Genomic DNA, 1,073 nt, shown 5'->3' on the forward strand with positions numbered 1-1,073 from the left:
GTGATGGTCTGGGTGGCTTCTTCACCGTTGATCACATCGTCACCAGCAATGGTGTCGATGGTGATGGTGGCAGTGGCCTCCAGGTTGACGCCGTAGTCACGGTCAGCCTCGGCGCGGTAGTCGTTGCCCGCCTCGTCAGTACCGGTGACTTCGGCACTCACTTGGTCGTTATCGGCCAGCAGCGATCCTGGGACATCGATGGCGTAGATCAGGTTGCCAGCGCTGTCGGTGGTGACTTGGCCGGTGAAGGTCTCACCACCCACGGTTAGGGTGACAGTGTCACCTTCGCGAGCATCGCCACCTACCATGCCCGTGACGGTGATGGTTTGAGTGGCCTCTTCACCGTTGATCACGTCATCACCGGCGATGGTGTCGATGGTGATGGTGGCAGTGGCGTCCAGGTTAACGCCGTAGTCGCGGTCAGCTTCGGCGCGGTAGTCGTTACCCGCGTCGTCGGTACCGGTGACTTCTGCGCTGATACTGTCGTTATCGGCCAGCAGTGATCCTGGGACATCGATGGCGTAGATCAGGTTACCGGCGCTGTCGGTGGTGACTTGGCCGGTAAAGGTCTCATCGCCCACGGTCAGGGTGACGGTGTCGCCTTCGCGGGCATCGCCACCTACCGTACCCGTGACGGTGATGGTTTGAGTGGCCTCTTCGCCGTTGATCACATCGTCACCGGCAATGGTGTCGATGGTGATGGTGGCAGTGGCGTCCAGGTTAACGCCGTAGTCACGGTCAGCCTCGGCGCGGTAGTCGTTACCCGCGTCGTCGCTACCGGTGACTTCGGCGCTCACTTGGTCGTTATCGGCCAGCAGGGCTCCGGGAACATCAATGGCGTAGGTCAGATCTGCACCGACTAGGCCAGTAAAGGTCTCGTCACCCAGGGTTAGGGTGACAGTGTCGCCTTCGCGAGCATCGCCACCTACCGTACCCGTGACGGTGATGGTTTGAGTGGCTTCTTCGCCGTTGATCACATCGTCACCAGCAATGGTATCGATGGTGATGGTGGCAGTGGCGTCCAGGTTGACACCGTAGTCACGGTCAGCCTCGGCGCGGTAGTCGTTACCCGC

General features: G+C 60.7%; 1 protein-coding gene. It reads right to left on the minus strand.

Features of this window, described 5'->3' with window-relative positions; translation table 11 throughout:
- Positions 1 to 1,073 (minus strand): Ig-like domain-containing protein (locus CPA45_RS22470; protein WP_133066822.1); only part of this gene is annotated, 1,073 nt, incomplete at both ends.

The sequence above is a fragment of the Vreelandella nigrificans genome, assembly GCF_002374315.1.
Taxonomy (GTDB): Bacteria; Pseudomonadota; Gammaproteobacteria; order Pseudomonadales; family Halomonadaceae; genus Vreelandella; species Vreelandella nigrificans.